Genomic DNA, 15,695 nt, shown 5'->3' with positions numbered 1-15,695 from the left:
GCAGCCGTCGCCGACGTCCGCTGCTCGGCGGAGACGGGCGGCTCTTCATCATCGCCGCCGACCACCCGGCGCGCGGCTCGCTCGGCGTCGGTTCGCGCGGGTTCGCGATGGGCAGCCGTGTGTCGCTGCTCGAGCGACTCGCCGCCGCCCTGGAACGGCCCGGCGTCGACGGCGTGCTCGGCACGCCCGACATCATCGAAGACCTGGCGCTGCTCGGCGCCCTCGACGACAAGGTCGTGGTCGGGTCCATGAACCGAGGAGGTCTCCAGGGTGCGACCTTCGAGATGGACGACCGGTTCACGGCGTACAACGTGCCCTCGATGGTGCGCGACGACATCGACCTCGCGAAGCTCCTCGTCCGCGTGAATCTCGAGGATGCCGGCACGGCCTCCGTCCTCGAGAACGCCGCGGCAGCGGTGTCGGCCGCAGCCGCCGAGCGTCTGCCCGTGCTGCTCGAGCCGTTCATGAGCTGCTGGCGCGACGGCCGCATCGTCAACGATCTCTCTACGGATGCCGTGATCCGGTCGGTCGCGATCGCCGCGGGCCTCGGGGACTCCTCCGCCTACACCTGGTTGAAGCTGCCCGTCGTCGCCGACATGGAGCGGGTCGCGGAGGCGGCGACGATGCCGACCCTGCTGCTGGGCGGCGATCCCACCTCGGCCCAGGACGAGGTGTTCGCCTCCTGGCAGAACGCCCTCGCGCTGCCCGGCATGCGAGGGTTGGTCGTCGGTCGCACCCTGCTGTATCCGCACGACGACGACGTCGTCGGAGCGGTCGACATCGCCGCCTCGCTCGTGCACGGCCCCGTCTCGTCGGCAGCGGAGAGAGTGTCGTCGTGACGACGAATGACTGGCTGTTCCCCCGAGGCTTCTTGGCCGAAGGCCCGTGGGAGAGCGTGGTCGGCGCGGATCTTCCCGGATGGCAGCACACCGGGCTCCGCGTCGCCGACCTCGACGGAGACGTGGCTCTCCCGCCGTCGCCGGTCGAGCGCATGGTCATTCCCCTCGAGGGATCCTTCATCGTCTCGGCATCCGACGACCGGTGGACGCTCGAAGGGCGGCGGTCGGTCTTCGACGGGCCGACCGACGTGCTGTACCTGGGTTCGATGACCGGGTTCCGGATCGAGGGAGCAGGACGCGTCGCGGTCGCCGAGGCCCCGACGGCCACGATCCTGCCCCCTGCGCTCCTTCGCCGTGACGAGGTGCCGGTGGAGATCCGCGGAGCAGGGCGTTCGACTCGCCAGGTGCACAACTTCGGAGTGCCGGGCGCGCTCGCCGCTCACCGGCTGATCGTCTGCGAGGTCATCACGCCCGCGGAGAACTGGTCGTCGTACCCTGCGCACAAGCACGATCGAGCCAGCGCGTCGGAGAGCGAGCTGGAGGAGATCTACTACTTCGAGTCCGCGGTGACACGGGGAGCGGAGGTGCCGTCCGACGCGCAGCCCTTCGGCCTGTTCACCGCCTACGCCTCGGACGAGCGGGAGATCGACACCGCGGCCCGCGTCGGCACCGGTGACATCGCCCTCGTGCCGCACGGATTCCACGGACCCGCTGTCGCGGCGCCAGGGTACGACCTCTACTACCTCAACGTGATGGCCGGCCCCGGTGACGAACGCGCCTGGCGGATCACCGACGACCCGACCCAGGGCTGGATCCGACAGCACTGGGCGGAGCAGCACCCCGATCCCCGTCTGCCGTATACGGCGAAGGAGTCCGCACAGTGACCGATCCGGATGAAAGCCTCGACGCCTCACCCACGCGCAGGATGACGGTGGCGCAGGCCCTGATGACCTTCCTCGCGAATCAGTGGACGGTCGACGGGAGCATCCGCGAACGCACGATCGCGGGCACCTTCGGCATCTTCGGCCACGGGAACGTCGCCGGTGTCGGACAGGCGCTGCTGCAGCTGCACACCGACGACCCGGTTCTCATGCCCTATCACCAGGCCCGCAACGAGCAGGCCATGGTGCACCAGGCCGTGGGATACGCCCGGATGCGGCGGCGACGCGCGACATACGCGGCGACCGCCTCGGTCGGCCCGGGAGCCGCGAACATGCTCACGGGCGCCGCCCTGGCCACGGCCAATCGGCTTCCCGTGCTGCTGCTGCCCTCCGACACCTTCGCGACGCGCGTCGCCGACCCGGTGCTGCAGCAGCTGGAGCATCCGCACGATCCCGGGATGCAGGTCACCGATGCCTTCCGCCCGGTGTCGCGGTTCTTCGACCGCGTGCAGCGCCCCGAGCAGCTGTTCTCGATCGCGCTCGCGGCCATGCGGGTGCTGACCGATCCCGCCGAGACCGGAGCGGTGACGATCGCCCTCCCCGAGGACGTGCAGGCGGAGGCGCTCGACGTTCCGCTCGAGTTCCTGCAGCCGCGCGAGTGGCACGTGCGCCGTCCCGTGCCCGAGCCGGAGGAGCTCGCGAGGGCGGCCGAGGCGATCCGCACCGCGAAGAAGCCGCTGATCGTCGCCGGCGGCGGCGTGCTGTACTCCGGTGCCGAAGACGCTCTCCGCGCCTTCGTCGAGGTCACGGGCGTGCCCATCGGCGCCACGCAGGCGGGTGTCGGAAGCCTCTCGTGGGACCATCCGCAGTACGTCGGCGCGGTCGGTGCGACGGGCACGACGGCGGCGAACGCCCTCGCGGCCGAGGCAGACCTGGTCATCGGCATCGGCACGCGATACAGCGACTTCACCACCGCCAGCCGCAGTGCGTTCCAGCATCCCGACGTGCGGTTCGTCAACATCAACGTCGCTGCGTTCGACGCGTACAAGCACGGCACCCGGCTCCCCGTCGTGGCCGATGCCCGCCGCGCCCTCGACGCTCTCCACGACGCGCTGCGGGGCTGGCAGGTCGAGCCGGAGTACGCGCAGCGCATCGCCGAGGAGAAGAGCCGGTGGGATGCCGTGGTCGATCGGGCGCTCGCGCCCACCGGAGGCGACCTGCTGGGGCAGCCGGAGATCATCGGCGCGGTCAACGCCGCCAGCGACCCGACGGACGTTCTCGTGCAGGCCGCGGGTTCGCTTCCGGGCGACCTGCACAAGCTCTGGCGGGTGCGCGACCCGCTCGGGTACCACGTCGAGTATGCCTTCTCCACGATGGGGTACGAGATCGCCGGCGGGCTCGGGGTTCGTCGTGCCGCCCCCGACCGCGACGTGCTCGTCCTCGTCGGAGACGGGTCGTACCTCATGCTGCACACCGAGCTGGTGACCGCGGTGGCCGAGGGGCTGAAGATCATCGTCGTGCTGGTGCAGAACCACGGGTACGCCTCGATCGGGCATCTGTCGGAGACCGTCGGGTCGGCGCGCTTCGGCACCAAGTACCGGGCGCAGGACCCCGACACGCTCGACTTCGTCGAGGAGCGGTTCGTTCCCGTCGATCTCGCCGCGAACGCGCGGTCGTACGGGGTCGACGTCATCGAGGTCGCTCCCGGCCCCGAGGCGGCGCGCAACCTCCACGACGCGGTTCGTCGGGCGAAGGAGTCCGCGACGACGACGCTCATCCACGTGGATGCGGATCCGCTCCGCTACGGCCCCGATGGCGGCGGCTGGTGGGACGTGCCGGTCGCCGAGAGCTCCACGCTCGCGACCACACAGGTGGCTCGAGCCGACTACGAACGCCTGCGCACCGCGCAGCGGCCGCTGCTCGGCTGACACACGGATCGGGCGGCGACCACCGGTCGCCGCCCGATCCGTGACCATGCGATCAGGGCTTCGAGTGCGACTCGGCTGCCACGATCGAGTGGATCACGTCGAGGGGGAGCTTGGGGACGCGGTTCTCGTCCGCGAGTCCGTTCGCCTCCTGCATGGTGTCGGTGATCTGCGTGTAGCAGAAGCCCGACAGCACCGTGCTCTGCAGCAGGGCACCGAAGATCCCGCGCAGGTGATTCTCCAGCTCTTCCGCGGTGGTGCTCGTCGTATAGCCCCAGGCGGGTTCCGACGGCGCGGTCTCGTACTTGACCCCGCCGAACTCGCTGACCATCACCGGCAGGTTCTCGGTGTCGGCCTCGCCCTCCGCCATCATCATCCGGTGCGAGGGCCCGTAGCCGCCGAAGAGCGCCTTCAGCGCATCGTGATCGGCGTAGCGCCGCGCGAAGGTCTCGGGGTCGCCGTCATAGTCGTGCACCGTGAGGATGTCGGAGTGCGTGTGCTCCCACCCGTCGTTCGAGATCACGGGACGCGTCGGGTCGAGCGCGCGCGTGAGGTCGGCGAGGCCGCGCGAGAACGCGCGCTGCGGAGCATCCGTCAGGATGTCGCGCACGCCCCAGCTCTCGTTGAACGGCACCCACGTGACGATCGAGGGGTGCGAGCGATCACGACGCACGAGCTCCACCCATTCGCGCGTGAGGTCGACGACCGCGCTCGTGGTGAACTCGAAAGCCGCGGGAGCCTCGCCCCAGAGCAGGAGCCCCAGACGGTCGGCCCAGTAGAGGAACCGCGGATCCTCGGCCTTCTGGTGGATGCGCGCGGTGTTGAAGCCCATGTCCTTGATCAGCTGGACCTCGGCGCGCAGGGCCTCGTCGCTCGGGGCCGCGAGATGCGACTCGGGCCAGAAGCCCTGTTCGAGGACCGCCCTGACGAAGTACGGCCGGTCGTTGAGGAGGAAGCGTCCGGCGTCGACGCCGACCGTGCGCAGGCCGAGATACGACGCGACGGTGTCGACGGAATCGCCGTCGGTGACCGTCACAGTGGCGTCGATGAGGCGAGGATCCTCGGGAGTCCAGGTCAGCTTCTCGTAGTGCTGGCCGTTGCGCTGGTCGCGCAGCGGGATCTCGATGATGGGGGCGCCCGCGCTCGTCACGGTCGTGGACACCCGCGCGAGGGAGCGTCCGTCGTAGCTCAGCGCGACGTCGACGGTGGCGCCGGCGGCGAGCGGGCGGTTGGCGAGCAGGTCGAGTTCCACGCTGTCCGTGCCGCGCGTCACACGCCAGGAGAGCTCGGTGATGTGCGTCGGCGCGACCTGCTCGAGCCATACCGGCTGCCAGATGCCGGTCGTCCGGTGGTACCAGATCTCGTGCGGCTCGGGCAGCCACTCTTGCTTGCCCCGCGGCTGTCCCACGTCGAGCGGTCGGTCGACGGCGCGCACCACGAGAAGATCGTCGCCGCCGTCGAGGTAATCGGTGATGTCGGCGGAGAAGGGCGACTGGCCTCCCGCGTGCGCGGCGACCTGGCTGCCGTTCACCCAGACCGTCGCGGCGTAATCCACCGCACCGAAGTTCAGCACGATGCGCGCGTCGGCGTCTTCACGCGACGTCTCGTCTGCGGTGAGGGTGCGCGAGTACCAGACGACCGGATGGTACGAGGGGTCGCCGATGCCGGACGCCGGGGATTCCGGCGGGAACGGGACGACGATCGTCCGAGGGAAGTCCCCGTGACGGAACCACTTCTCGGACATGCCGATCTCGGAGTCGTCGTAGGCGAAGTTCCAGTCGCCGTCGAGGCTGTGCCAGAGGGGGCGCCGCAGCTGCGGACGCGGATACGAGCCGTTGAGGTCGCATGCGGATGACGTCGTTGTGTCCATGCGGATACTGTGCCGTACTTTTTCCAGCGCTGCAAATTTACGTGGCGGTACTCCCGCGCACCACGAGGTCGAATCCGACGAGCGCGTGGCGTCCTTCTCCGCGCTCGCCGCCCATCCGATCGCGGAGGAACGAGAACGCGGTCTGGACCAGCGTGGCCTTGTCCGGTCTGATCGTCGTCAGCGCAGGGGCGGTGAACTGCGTCATGAAGATGTCGTCCCACCCGACGACGGCGACGTCATCGGGAACGATCCGCCCACTCCGTGCCAGCGCCTTCATCGCCCCGATCGCCGACAGATCGTCGAAGCAGATCAGGCCGTCGAACTCCAGGCCCGCCTTCACGGCGTCGGCGACGGCTGCTTCGGCGGCGAAGGCTCCGAAGCGCGTCATCGGGATGAGGAGATCGTCGCTGCGCGCGGCGCCGAACTCGGCCAGCGCCTCGCGGAAGCCGTCGAGGCGAAGGGTCGTGGTCACGTGCGAGAGGGATTGGTGATGACCGAGGAACGCCACCCTCGTCCGCCCGGACTGCAGCAGGTGCAGGGTCGCCGTCCGGGCTGCGGCGCGGTTGTCGACCATCACGTGATCCACCGTCGGCGGAGGGGGGATCTCACCGAGCAGGACCAGCGGGGTCCTGCCGCGCAGCTCCTCGATGTCGGAGGCGGAGAGGAACGTCGGCTGGAAGACCAGGCCGTCGATGAGCCCCTGCTCGCGGCCCCGCAGAACCTCCCGCTCCTCGTCGACTCCTCCTCCCGCGGTCTGCTCGATCAGCAGGCGGTAGTCGAAACCGTCCACCTCGGTCGACATGAGCGCTGCCATCTCGGCGAAGTACGGCGTCTCGATGGCCGGCAGGGCGAAGGCGACCATGCCTGTCCTGCCGGTCGCCAGGCGTCGGGCGCCGCTGTGCGGCGCATATCCGAGCTGATCGATCGCCTGCTGCACCTTCGCGCGGGTGGAGGGGCTGACGTGCTGGTACTGCCGGACAACGTTCGACACCGTCTTCATCGACACGCCCGCCACTGCGGCCACGTCCTGCAGCGTCACCGTCACGGCATCGGACCGCGGTCCACGAGGGTCATCTCGAAGCCGTAGAGGTCGGGTCGGTAGCAGTGATGTCCGTACTCGACAGCGGCGCCGTCGGAGTCGTACGCGGTCCGGTCCATCGTGAGGACGGGGGCTCCCCTGCCGATGTCGAGGAGCTGGCCCTCGTCGACGGTCGCGCGGCGCGCGCCGATGCGCTGGCGCGCCACTCGCAACGTCACGCCCCGGTCGCGGAGCGCGTGATACAGCCCGCCGGCCTTCAGGGTCTCGGCCGTGATGTCGGCGTAGGCGTCGGGGAGGTAGTTCTCCAGCACCGCGATCGGGACCGCGTCGGCGAATCGCACGCGGCGGATCTTGAGGACCCGCGCCTCGGCGGCGATCCCCAGCTGCGCGGCGATCTCGGGCGCGGCGTTGGCCAGTGTCACATCGAGCACTCGCGTCGAGGGCACGCGCCCGGAGCGCTCCAGGTCGTCGTGGAGGCTCGTCAGGTCGATCTGCCGGGCGACCGATCCGTGCACGACCTGCGTGCCGATGCCTCGCCTGCGCACGAGGAGTCCCTTGTCGACGAGCTCCTGGATCGCCCGTCGAACCGTCGGACGCGACAGGGAGAGGCGCTCGCTGATGGACACCTCGTTCTCGAGGCGCGCGCCCGTCGGCAGCGCGCCGGAGGCGATGGCCGCCTCGAGGCCGGTGGAGAGACGCACCCAGAGCGGCGCGGGCTGCGTCGTCGTAGGGAGCAGTTGCTCGACCGGCAGCACCACGGTCTGTCCTCCGTCGGTCACGCGGCCTCCGTCCTCGTGTGAACTGACATGATGGGAAGTATGTCATGTTAGTACAAAGCTGTCGAGAATCGTTGACGATATTTCGCAAATGTCCTAACATGATGGCGGGGATCAGCTGACGGATCGGCAAAGCAGCCGACGGGGTGGGCCCAGGAGAGGCATCGCAATGAAGCGTAAGTATCTTGTCGCTGCGTTCACAGCCACCGCAGTCGCTGCCGCCGGTCTGACCGGCTGCTCCGCGGGCGGCACCGACGAGAGCGACGGCCCCGTGACCATCACGATCATGGAGACCAAGCAGACGAACATCGACGCGATCGGCAAGGAGATCCCGGGCTTCGAAGCCGAGATGGCCGCGCAGGGCAAGGACATCAAGGTCGAGCTCATCGCGGACAAGCTGACCGACGAGCAGTTCATGACGAAGATGACCCAGCAGCTCGCCGCCGGGCAGGCGCCCGATGTGCTGGACATCGGCGAGAACATGGCCATCTCGTGGGCCTCCGCCGGCTACCTCGCCCCGCTCGACGAACAGCTCGACGCCTGGGACGGCTGGGAGCACTACTACCCGGCCGTCAAAGAGGCGATGACCCGTCAGGACGGCAAGATCTACAGCATCCCCTCCGGAGCCGGAGTGCTGAACCTGTTCTACCGGAAGGACATCCTGACCGAGCTCGGGATCGACACGTCCCAGCCCGCGACGTGGGACGAACTGATCGAGCGGCTGGTCGCGGTCAAGGACGCCACCGGTGACACGCCGATCGTCGTCCCGGCGGGCACCGCCTGGGGCGGCGGCACGTGGGGCGAGGGCTTCCAGCCTCTCCTCGGTGGCACGGACAAGGACTACTACGACGCCGAGACCGACACCTGGGATCTCGAGAGCCCCGGCTGGCTGGCCGTCTTCGAGCTCTACGCCGACCTCGTCGAGAACGACCTGCTGCCCGTTCAGGACCTGCAGAACCCGAACCCGTGGGAGCCGACGAAGTACACGAAGTTCCCCGAGGGCGACATCCAGGTCGCGGCGCAGGGCACGTGGGGCTGGAAGTTCGACTGGGGCCCCGATGGTGCCGCACCGATCGACGGACTCACCGATCGCGTCGCCACGTGGCAGTGGCCCGGCCTGCGTTCCGGCGATGAGCCCTACGGCTGGAGCAGCACCGGCGGCGGCTACGCCATCTCCGCCGACTCGGACAAGAAGGAAGCAGCGTTCGAGTTCATCAAGTACCTCTCGAGCGGCAAGCCCCTCGCCGAGCAGCTCGTCGCCTCGGGTGCGGCATCCGCCCGCGACGACCTCGATGACGTCGCGCCCTACTCGGAAGAGCCGCAGCTGCTGCAGGCGGGCGAAGACCTGGCCGACAGCGTCTTCGTGGTGACCGGTGACGGTGCCTCGCAGATCGGACAGGCCGTGGCCACCGCGACCGAGATGATCCTCAGCGGTGCGAGCGGCCAGGAGGCCTACGACGCGTTCGTCGCCGATGCGACGGACCTCCTGGGCCCCAACCTGGTGAAGAAGTGACCTCGACGCTTCCCGTTTCCATGTCGGCGGCGGCCTCCGGGCCGTCGCCGACACGGCGTCGCCGGCGCAACTGGCCGCTGATCCTGCTTCTGCTCGGCCCCTCCTTCGCCCTGATCTTCCTGTTCATCCTGGTTCCGGCGGGATACAGCATCTATCTCGCGTTCACGAACACGCAGCTCACGGGGTTCGCGGCCAGGGACCCCCAGTTCGTCGGCATCGACAACTTCGTCTATCTGCTGAACAACGCGGACTTCCTCGGGTCGCTCGGACAGACGGCGATGTTCACCCTCTGGAGCGCGATCATCGGCCAGACCGTTCTCGGAATGGTCGCCGCGATCCTCCTCAGCCGCCCGTGGCTGCGGGGGAAGGGCTTCTTCGGCGCCGCCGTGCTGATGCCGATGGTCGTCCCCGAGGTCGTGGCGTCGCTCGCCTGGGCGAGCGTGCTCTCGAACAGCGCCGAGGGAACACTGAACCGTCTGACCGGTCTCTTCGGGTCGGAGCCGACCGCCTGGCTCCAGGTCGTGCCGCTCACCTCGATCATCATCGTCAACATCTGGCGCGGCGTGGCCTTCGCCATGATCATGTTCCAGGCGGCCCTGGAAGACGTTCCCGCCGAGCTCATCGAGGCGGCCCGGATCGACGGCGCCAGTGCCACCCAGGTCTTCCGGCACGTCACCCTTCCGCTCATCCGCGGACCGGTCTTCCTCTACCTCCTCCTGACGACCATCAGCACGATCGGCGTCTTCGGCCTGGTCTACTTCCTCACACAGGGAGGACCCGGCGGCCAGACCCGGCTCGCGGCGATCTACATCTACGAGCGCGCTCTGCAGTTCTCTCAGATCGGGATCGGCAGCGCGGCATCCATCATCCTGCTCGTCATCGTCCTCGTGCTCGGTGTCGTCTATGTGCGCCTGGCGAAAGTGGAGGTCTGACATGACATCCGTGGTCTCCCGTTCCCCCCGGACCTCCGACGAGGCGCCGGTGCAGAAGATGCGGCGACGGCCCCTGACTCCGGTCGCGGTCGTCCAGCGCACCCTGGGCTACATCCTCATCTCCCTGATGGCGCTGTTCTGCCTCGTGCCGTTCGCCTGGGTCGTGCTCAGTGCCGTCGATGCTGAGGCCGGGCCCACCGTGCAGCTGCCCGCGTTCGCCTTCGACAACTTCGTCAAGTTCTTCACGGATGCCGCGACGCCACAGCTTCTCGTGAACAGCCTCATCATCGGTGTCAGCGCGACGGCGCTGAACCTGGCACTCGGGCTCGCCGGCGGCTACGCTCTCGCGCGGTACCGGTTCAAGGGTCGCCGGTTCTTCATGTTCGGCATCCTGCTGATCCGTGTCATCCCGGCGCCGGCCACGATCGTCGCGCTGTACCTGATCATGGTCAACATCGGGCTCTCGAACTCGCTGTTCGGTCTGATCATCGTCGAGGCGGCGTTCCAGCTGCCCGTCACCCTCTGGCTGCTCGCGGGCACGATCGCCGCGGTGCCCATCGAACTCGAAGAGGCGGCGTGGATCGACGGGAACTCCCGTCTCCAGGCCATCTGGCGAGTCGTCCTGCCCCTGGTCGGACCGGGGCTGGGAGCTGCGGCCATGCTCAGCTTCATGGGCGTGTGGGGTGACTTCCTCACTCCGCTCGTGCTGCTGCAGAGCTCGGAGCTATATCCGCTCTCGATCGGCCTCTTCCGTGCTTTCAGCGAGTACAACCAGGTCGACTGGGGTCTGCTCGCGGCCAGCGCGATCGTGTACCTGGTGCCGCCCGCCGTCCTCTACGTCTTCGTGCGCAAGCACCTGCTGCGGACGAGCCTGGGCGGTGCGATCAAAGGATGACTCAGATGACCACTGCAGAAGCGAATCCGGAGAGGCTGCCGGTCGTCGTCGTCGGCGCCGGGGCGATGGGCGGGGAGTGGTTGCGGATGCTCGCCCGCTCTGCGCACGCCGAGCCCGTGGGCGTCGTCGACCTGGATGTCGACCTCGCGACGCGGACCGCCTCGTCGATCGGACTCACGGATGCCGCGGTCGGATCGTCTCTCGCCGATGTCGTGGAACGGTCCGGCGCCCGTGCGGTGATCAACGTCACCGTGCCCCAGGCGCATCGCGTGGTCAATGAACAGGCGATGCGCCAGGGTCTGCCGGTGCTGTGCGAGAAGCCGCTGGCGCCGACGGTGGCGGAGGCGCTTCGTCAGGTCGCGCTGGCCGACCTGACCGGAGAACTGCTGATGGCGAGCCAGTCGCGCCGCTACTTCCGCCATCTCGCGGCTTTCCGCGATGCGGCAGCGCAACTCGGGCCGCTCGGAGCGGTGCACGCGCAGTTCTTCCACGCCGACCACGAACCGGGATTCCGCGAGCAGATGGCGCATCCGCTGCTGGTCGACATGTCCGTGCACCACTTCGACATGCTCCGCTACCTGACCGCCGACGAGCCGGTCGCGGTGCGCTGCGCGTCGTGGAACCCGTCCTGGAGCTGGTTCGCCGGCGACGCCGCGGCGACCGCGACCTTCGATCTCGCCTCCGGGGCCCGGTTCGTCTATTCCGGCAGCCGGTGCACCCCGGGCCTGCAGACGTCGTGGAACGCCGACTGGCGTGTCTACGGCGAGCACGGGGCCGCGAGCTGGGACGGCGATCACCTCGTGCAGGTGGATGCCGAGGATGCCGGCTTCGAGGTCGCCGAGGCGAGCGAAGGCATCGAAGGGGCACTCGAGGAGTTCGTGAGCGTGCTCGCGTCGGGCCTCACCCCGCAGAACGAGGTCAGGACGAACGTGCTGACCCTCGCGATGGTGGAAGGCGCGATCCGCAGCAGTGAGCGCGGGGGCGACCGCGTCGTGCTCGCCGAGCTGCTGGAGGAATCCCTCGCGCAAGCCATCGCCGACGAGAAGAGCGACGACGTCGCCGACCTGCTGCGCTCGTGGCCGAGCGCCGCAGAAGCAATAGCCACCAGGGCCTGGGGGAGTTCCCCGCAGCCCGTCCCTCACGCGTCAGGAGGCGCTCGATGACCCTCACCCCCACTCCCACCGCCCCCATCCGCGTCGTCGTCTGGGGGGAGAACCGCCACGAGCAGGTGAACCCCGTCGTGCGGGGCATCTACCCCGAGGGGATGCATTCGACCATCGCCGAGGGGATCACCCGTCTGCTGGGCGACGACGTGACGGTGTCGACGCGCGTGCTCGACGAGCCGGAGCACGGCATGACCGAGGAGACCCTCGCTGAAACCGACGTGCTGCTGTGGTGGGGGCACACCGCGCACGAAGAGGTATCGGACGAGGTCGTCGAGCGCATCCAGCGTCATGTGCTCGAGGGCATGGGCATCATCGTCCTGCACTCCGGGCACCATTCGAAGATCTTCCGCCGGCTGATGGGCACGACCTGCAGCCTGCGCTGGCGCAACGACAACGACCGCGAGCTGGTCTGGACGGTCGACCCCCGGCATCCGATCGCCGAGGGCGTGCCGCAGCCGCTCATCATCCCCGGCCAGGAGATGTACGGCGAGTACTTCGACATCCCCGAGCCGGACGAGCTGATCTTCATCAGCAGCTTCTCGGGCGGGGAGGTGTTCCGCAGCGGGATCACCTATCGTCGTGGCCACGGACGCGTCTTCTACTTCAGCCCGGGCGATGAGATCTACCCGGTGTACCACCACCCCGACGTGCAGCGCGTCATCGCCAACGGGGTGCGCTGGGCCCGTCCGACGCAGGCACGCGAGTCGTACCTCGTGACGCCGATGTACCGCATGGGCGACTTCGATCGTCCGGTGCTCACCGGGCCCGACGGCCTGATCGACTACTACACCCGTGAGCTCATCGAGCCGCGCGAGTCCGGAGCATGACCGACGAGTCGAATCCGAACGGCCGCGCCCGTCTGGATGCGGAGACGCTCGCACTGCAGCGGGTGCGGCGCTTCACCCGGTTCCGCATCGAGCCGGCGCTCTACCGCGACAGCCGATCCGTCGAGATATCGGCCTGGCGGGTCGGCGGCGAGCCGGTGCCGTTCGCCGAGGCGATGGCGCATGAGTACGAGCCGTTCGTCGTCGGATCGGCTTGGGGTCGCCCGTGGGACACGGTCTGGTTCGACGTGCGCGGCGAGGTGCCCGCCGACTGGATGCCGGAGGAGTCCGAGCTCGTCGTCGACCTCGGCTTCTCCGGTGAGCAGCCGGGTTTCCAGGCGGAGGCGACGGCCTACCGTCCCGACGGGTCGATCGTGAAGGCCATCGAGCCCTTCAACGCGTGGGTGCCGCTGCCCGATCCGGGTCCGTTCCGCCTCCTGCTCGAGGCCGCGGCGAATCCGATGATCCAGGTCCCCTACGAGTATGAGCCCACCGCGCTCGGCGATCGGGCGACGGCGGGTGAAGAGCCCCTCTACCGGCTCGAGCGGATGCAGGTGGCCCGGCGCGACCTGACCGTCTGGGAGCTTCTGCAGGACGTGAGGGCCCTCGACGGTCTCGTCGAGATGCTCCCCCGCGACACGGCGCGGCGGGCGGACATCGTGCGCGCGCTCGAGCGCATGGTCGATGTCATGGATCCCGACGACGTGTCGGGGTCGGCGGCCGAGGGGCGGGCCGTGCTCGCCCCGGCTCTCGCCGACCCGGCCGCGAGGAGCGCGCTGCGGGTGACGGCGGTCGGACACGCGCACATCGATTCGGCGTGGCTCTGGCCGACCCGCGAGACCGTGCGCAAGGTCGCCCGCACGTTCGCCAACGTGCTGGATCTGCTCGATCGCGACCCCGAATTCGTCTTCGCCGCTTCGTCGGCCCAGCAGTACCTGTGGCTGAAGGAGAGTCAGCCCGAGCTCTTCGAGCGCGTGCGTGCGGCCGTCGCCACGGGGCGGTTCCGTCCCGTCGGTGGCATGTGGGTCGAGTCCGACACCAACATGCCCGGCGGTGAGGCTCTCGCGCGTCAGTTCGTGATGGGGAAGCGGTTCTTCCTCGAGGAGTTCGGGGTCGAGAGCGACGAGGTGTGGCTGCCCGACTCGTTCGGCTACAGCGCGGCGCTTCCCCAGATCGCACGGGCGGCGGGAGCGCGGTACTTCGTCACCCAGAAGCCGTCGTGGAACGAGACGAACCGCCTGCCCTACTCGACCTTCGAGTGGGAGGGGATCGACGGATCGAGGGTCTTCACCCACCTCCCGCCCGCCGAGACCTACAACTCCGACCTCGGCGGGCTCGATCTGGCCCGCACCGAGCGGGTCTTCAGCGAGAAGGGCGCCGCCCGCGAGGTGCTGGGCCTCTTCGGCTGGGGCGATGGCGGAGGCGGACCCACGCGCGAGATGCTCGCGCAGGCGGCGCGCAAGCGCGACCTGGAGGGATCGCCCCGTGTCGAGCTGGGCGATCCGCACGCGTTCTTCGAGGCCGCCCGCGCGGAGCTGACCTCCCCTCCGGTCTGGGTCGGCGAGATGTACCTCGAACTGCACCGAGGCACCCTCGTCTCGCAGCAGAAGACCAAGCGCGGCAATCGGCACAGCGAGGCGCTGCTGCGCGCCGCAGAGCTCTGGTGCTCCGCGGCGACGCTGCTCCGCGGGGCGGCATACCCGGCGGCCGAACTGCAGGACGCGTGGCGGAGCGTCCTGCTCCTCCAGTTCCACGACATCCTGCCCGGTACGTCCATCGCCTGGGTGCATCAGGATGCCGAGGCCTCCTACGCCCGGGTCGCGGCGACGCTGAACACGCTCATCGATGCAGCCCTCCGCGCGCTCGCCGGAGAGGGCGATGAGCTGCTCGCGGCGAACACGAGCCCTTACGCGCATCGGGGAGTGGCTGCGATGGCCGTGCAGCCCGCGGCCGTGCCGACGACGGTTCCGCCCCGACGCGACGGCGAGGTCTTCGTGTGGGACGACGCGGCGCTGCGCGTCGTGATGGATGACCGCGGCGTCTTCACCTCGATCCGCGACCTCGTCGTCGATCGGGAAGTGCTCCCCGCGGGGATGGCCGGCGGCGTGCTGCAGCTTCTGCGCGACACTCCGCGGGAGTGGGATGCGTGGGACATCAACGAGGAGGATCAGCGTTCGGGCACCGAGCTGCTCGCGCCGGTGGCGGTCGAGATCGACGGCGACGCCCTGCGGGTGCGGCACGAGATCGGTCGATCGGTCATCGAGATGCGCGTGACGGTCGCCGACGGCAGGATCGACCTCGCGTTCGACATCGACTGGCGCGAGTCGCAGAAGCTGCTGAAGCTGGCGATGCCGCTCGACCTGCGTGCGGACCGGGCAGCGTCGGAAATCCAATTCGGACACCTGCACCGGCCCATCCATCGCAACACCTCCTGGGACACGGCGCGCTTCGAGACGGTCGCGCACCGCTGGGTGCACGTCGGAGAGCCCGACTGGGGCATCGCCATCGCGAACGACGTGGTCTACGGGCACGATCTGCGCACCGTGCAGGCGCCGACGGGTCGTCCGATGGTGGTGGCGCGGCTGTCGCTGCTGCGCGCACCGCGCTACCCCGACCCGAACGCCGACCAGGGCGTCCACGCGTTCACGATCAGCCTGCGCCCGGGCGGCATCGCCGAGGCGATCGTCGACGGGTACCGGCAGAACCTGCCGCTGCGAGAGGTGCGCGGCACACCCGTGGCGCCGCTGCTCGAGGTCTCCCATCCGGCGGTCGTCGTCGAGGCGGTCAAGCTCGCCGAAGACGGCAGCGGCGACCTGGTGGTCCGGGTGTACGAGGCGCACGGGACTCGGGCGACCGCCACGATCGTCACGGCGGTCGAGTGGGACGCGGTGGCGGCCACCGACCTGCTGGAGAGGCCCGTCGGAGACCCGGTGGACCGTGCTGCCGCACCCCGCAGCGTCGTCGTGCCGCTGCATCCGTTCGAGATCCGCACCCTGCGATTCCGCTCGCCACGCCCCGTCGCGTGACCACACCTG

General features: G+C 69.2%; 12 protein-coding genes. 9 read left to right on the top strand and 3 right to left on the bottom strand.

The features are described from left to right. From DW306_RS01380 to iolD, 3 genes are all read left to right on the top strand, one after another. On the top strand, positions 1–839 hold an 839-nt coding region (locus DW306_RS01380), incomplete at its 5' end, for a deoxyribose-phosphate aldolase (RefSeq protein WP_136053854.1). After that, positions 836–1,723 carry a 5-deoxy-glucuronate isomerase gene (gene iolB / locus DW306_RS01375; protein WP_136053853.1) on the top strand — a complete coding sequence of 296 codons (888 nt, stop codon included), beginning with the start codon at positions 836–838 and terminating at the stop codon, positions 1,721–1,723. The genes DW306_RS01380 and iolB, both read left to right, overlap by 4 nt. Positions 1,724–1,764: 41 nt before the next feature. After that, positions 1,765–3,648, top strand: a complete 1,884-nt coding sequence (gene iolD, locus DW306_RS01370) for a 3D-(3,5/4)-trihydroxycyclohexane-1,2-dione acylhydrolase (decyclizing) (RefSeq protein WP_136053858.1) — start codon at positions 1,765–1,767, stop codon at positions 3,646–3,648. Between the two features lie 52 nt (positions 3,649–3,700). On the opposite strand, the gene DW306_RS01365 is transcribed toward iolD, so the two are convergent. From DW306_RS01365 to DW306_RS01355, 3 genes are read right to left on the bottom strand one after another with little or no spacing between them, the layout of a single operon-like run. Next, complete coding sequence (locus DW306_RS01365) at positions 3,701–5,515, bottom strand: sugar-binding domain-containing protein (RefSeq protein WP_136053852.1); 1,815 nt, start codon at positions 5,513–5,515, stop codon at positions 3,701–3,703. Between the two features lie 37 nt (positions 5,516–5,552). Further along, positions 5,553–6,554, bottom strand: coding sequence for a LacI family DNA-binding transcriptional regulator (locus DW306_RS01360; RefSeq protein WP_240747006.1), 1,002 nt, complete (start codon positions 6,552–6,554; stop codon positions 5,553–5,555). 2 nt (positions 6,555–6,556) lie between these two features. Next, complete coding sequence (locus DW306_RS01355) at positions 6,557–7,333, bottom strand: GntR family transcriptional regulator (RefSeq protein ID WP_275092142.1); 777 nt, start codon at positions 7,331–7,333, stop codon at positions 6,557–6,559. Positions 7,334–7,499: 166 nt separating this feature from the next. Between DW306_RS01355 and DW306_RS01350 the strand changes: the two genes are divergently transcribed. From DW306_RS01350 to DW306_RS01325, 6 genes are read left to right on the top strand one after another with little or no spacing between them, the layout of a single operon-like run. Beyond that, complete coding sequence (locus tag DW306_RS01350) at positions 7,500–8,843, top strand: extracellular solute-binding protein (RefSeq protein WP_136053850.1); 1,344 nt, start codon at positions 7,500–7,502, stop codon at positions 8,841–8,843. Then, positions 8,840–9,775, top strand: a complete 936-nt coding sequence (locus DW306_RS01345) for a sugar ABC transporter permease (RefSeq protein ID WP_205814070.1) — start codon at positions 8,840–8,842, stop codon at positions 9,773–9,775. Before DW306_RS01350 ends, DW306_RS01345 begins: the two co-directional genes overlap by 4 nt. Before the next feature lies 1 nt (position 9,776). After that, the gene (locus DW306_RS01340; protein ID WP_205814069.1) at positions 9,777–10,670 is read left to right on the top strand and encodes a carbohydrate ABC transporter permease; all 894 of its coding nucleotides are present in this window, start codon (positions 9,777–9,779) and stop codon (positions 10,668–10,670) included. A gap of 5 nt (positions 10,671–10,675) precedes the next feature. Then, a complete protein-coding gene (locus DW306_RS01335) occupies positions 10,676–11,833 on the top strand; it encodes a Gfo/Idh/MocA family oxidoreductase (protein WP_240747005.1) in 1,158 nt (385 codons plus the stop codon). Continuing rightward, positions 11,830–12,663, top strand: coding sequence for a ThuA domain-containing protein (locus tag DW306_RS01330; protein ID WP_136053848.1), 834 nt, complete (start codon positions 11,830–11,832; stop codon positions 12,661–12,663). The genes DW306_RS01335 and DW306_RS01330 overlap by 4 nt, the downstream gene beginning before the upstream one ends. Then, positions 12,660–15,686 carry a glycoside hydrolase family 38 C-terminal domain-containing protein gene (locus DW306_RS01325; protein WP_136053847.1) on the top strand — a complete coding sequence of 1,009 codons (3,027 nt, stop codon included), beginning with the start codon at positions 12,660–12,662 and terminating at the stop codon, positions 15,684–15,686. Before DW306_RS01330 ends, DW306_RS01325 begins: the two co-directional genes overlap by 4 nt. The last annotated feature ends 9 nt before the right edge of the window (positions 15,687–15,695 follow it).

Origin of the sequence: Microbacterium sp. K24 (assembly GCF_004794465.1) — a bacterium.
GTDB lineage: Bacteria > Actinomycetota > Actinomycetes > Actinomycetales > Microbacteriaceae > Microbacterium.
This window is presented reverse-complemented; position numbering and strand designations above follow the sequence as displayed.